Below are 2,439 nucleotides of genomic sequence, written 5' to 3' on the forward strand. Positions count from 1 at the left end.
TTGATTTTTACTGAAGTGTCCACTGTGCAGACGATATGTCAATTCAAAGCAACCCCTGCCTAAGGATGCCTTTCGCCCACTTTTCTTGATTTCCGGAACGCTAATTTATTGAAATTTAAGGGAATTTACTTGAACAGTCTCCACTCATAGTCTGCATATCACTGGCAAATAATCCCATATCTGACAGTATCGATGATAGAGTATTAATAACGATATTACCAGAGTTAATCAATTCGTTCTTTCAACCTCAAATGCAATCTAACAGCGTTTTCTTTAGAGGAGCCATTAGTTATGGTCAATACTCATTCAGTGCTGAGCAAAATATAATTATGGGACCAGCACTAGATGAAGCATCCGAATGGTATGAGACAGTTGATTGGATTGGTATCATACTATCTCCTAGTGCAGAATACGCAGTTGAAATGTTTCTCAGCAGAAACGATGTTTTGGAAGAACATAAAACCATCATCCAAACAACATTTCATAAATACCCAAGAATACCTTTTAAACTAGGAATACCGAGTATTTGTCATTATGCTTTTTGTTGGATTGATCCAACGCGAGATGATGACATCCGAAAAGCAAACTGGGTTTTAGTATTAGGACTATTCTCACAACTAAAACACTCAATCTCTTATGCAACCAAGTATAGTAACGCATTGGAGTTTATTAAGTACATTCTATTCGAAGAGCACGAGAAGAAAAACAGCTGAACCATCAATAATTCCTAATCAGCAACTCTGTCTCTGTCTGAAAAGAACCGGAAACGGTGTATTGCGCTTCGACTTCTTCAATGGTGAAGCCTTGGTAGAGTGTGCGAATGTAAGGGTCGTTATTGTAGGATAACAGAAACTTCCCTTTGATGTTCTTCAGTGCAGCTGCCAATTCTTCATGCTTGGTGAATGCGTCTGCGTCTTCTCTGTCGTATAGATGCTCCTTGGTATAGTAGGGTGGGTCGAGGTAGAAGAAGGTATTGGGTGTATCGAACCGGGCAATGATCTTCTCAAAGTCCTGCTTCTCGATGATTACCTGTTTGAGTCGGTCTGAGGCTGCTTTAACCTTCTCAAGGTTTCGCAGCGGCATGTACTTGTAGCCCTGCATGATGCAGAAGTTCTTTGATCTTGAGCCATAGCTGCAGGACAACTGGAAGTAGAAGCGGATAGCTCGTTCCAGTTCGGTTTTGGGTGTGTGTTGTGCGAACGTGTCGAACATCTCTCTGGATACCAAGTACTGATTCAACTCCGTCACAAACGCTTCCGGGTGCTGCTTGATGTACTTCCAGAAGTTCACCAGATCACCATTGATGTCATTATAGACCTCGGTGTATCTGCTCTTGGGTCCGGTCTGCCAATCTTCCTTATCGGGTGACTTCCCAAATAGTATCCAGGCAGCACCGCCAAAGACTTCACAGTAGATATCGTGCTTAGGGATGAGTGGCAGTATCTTTTTTCTGAGGAGACGCTTGCCACCTACCCAGGAGATGATACTATTCACGATATCCCCCTGATCTCTTTGGTGGTTTTGGCTTTGGGCTTGGCGGTATCCTGATCAGTATCTACCAACTCGAAGTTGGCGATGATCACTTCATTGAACTCGGACTTGCCTTCCTTGCGGTTGATGCCCTTGGTTCGGGTGACATGCCTGATATCATAGCCTTTGTATAGCTTCAGGACATCCGGGTTGTCATCATAGCTGAGGATGAACCGTCCTTTGATGCCCTTCAGAATGTCTCTCAGGGTTTCATGACTGAACTGCTTGGAGTTCTCATAGGTATAACCCAGCATGTAAGGTGGGTCACAATAGAAGAAGTTGCTCTTGGTGTCGTACTTCTCTATCACTTTCTCATAGGAGAGGTTCTCAATAATGACCATGTCTAAGCGTCTGTGCAGTTCTTTGATGCGCTCCAGACGGTTATACATACTGGAGGTACCACGCTTCTGGGATGTGCCAAAGCTGTCACCTTTGCTTCCGAAAGATCTGGTAATCAGGAACATGAACCGGGCAGCCCGCTGTATCTCTGTTAAGCCTTCCTGCTTGAGGATATCGCCAAAGAGCTTGCGGCTGGCTACGAGAAAGTCCAGTTCTTTGATCAGCTCATCCGGGTGATACTTCACCTGCAGGAAGAGATTGACCAGGCGATAGTCGAGATCGTTATAGACTTCCAGATCGCCCCACTTGTCTTTGAAAAGCAGCATCCATGCAGCACCACCGAAGGGTTCGATGTAGCCCTGAATATCCTTGGGAACATATTGTGAGATAGTTTTGCGGAGGAGGCGTTTACCTCCGATCCAGCCGATTAATGCATCCATCACATATCTCCTTTGGGGTCGGCAAGGCAGAGCCGCAGGTACAGTTCAGGCAGTGTGAGACTGTCGAAGTCTTCAGTGGTGAAGCCCAGTTTACGCAGGATCATTTCGAACCTCTCATAGGGGTAGCGGG

Annotated in this window: 3 protein-coding genes; 1 reads left to right on the top strand and 2 read right to left on the bottom strand. The window is 45.1% G+C overall.

Going from position 1 to position 2,439, the window contains the following annotated elements:
* Window positions 1-251 precede the first annotated feature (251 nt).
* On the top strand, window positions 252-713 hold the full coding sequence (locus Q8M98_04465; GenBank protein ID MDP3114013.1) for a hypothetical protein: 462 nt from the start codon (window positions 252-254) through the stop codon (window positions 711-713).
* 4 nt (window positions 714-717) lie between these two features.
* Here the strand turns inward: Q8M98_04465 and Q8M98_04470 are convergent, their stop codons facing one another.
* Both Q8M98_04470 and Q8M98_04475 read right to left on the bottom strand, forming a co-directional pair.
* Window positions 718-1,494: a DNA adenine methylase gene (locus Q8M98_04470; GenBank protein ID MDP3114014.1), complete on the bottom strand. Its 777-nt coding sequence runs from the start codon at window positions 1,492-1,494 to the stop codon at window positions 718-720.
* The gene (locus tag Q8M98_04475; GenBank protein MDP3114015.1) at window positions 1,491-2,309 is read right to left on the bottom strand and encodes a DNA adenine methylase; all 819 of its coding nucleotides are present in this window, start codon (window positions 2,307-2,309) and stop codon (window positions 1,491-1,493) included. Before Q8M98_04475 ends, Q8M98_04470 begins: the two co-directional genes overlap by 4 nt.
* Between the last annotated feature and the right edge of the window lie 130 nt (window positions 2,310-2,439).

Source organism: Candidatus Cloacimonadaceae bacterium (assembly GCA_030693415.1).
Classification (GTDB): domain Bacteria; phylum Cloacimonadota; class Cloacimonadia; order Cloacimonadales; family Cloacimonadaceae; genus JAUYAR01.

Coding starts and splice junctions, on each gene's coding strand:
- Q8M98_04465 (MDP3114013.1), top strand. CDS start 252: ATGCAATCTAACAGCGTTTTCTTTAGAGGAGCCATTAGTTATGGTCAA.
- Q8M98_04475 (MDP3114015.1), bottom strand. CDS start 2,309: ATGGATGCATTAATCGGCTGGATCGGAGGTAAACGCCTCCTCCGCAAA.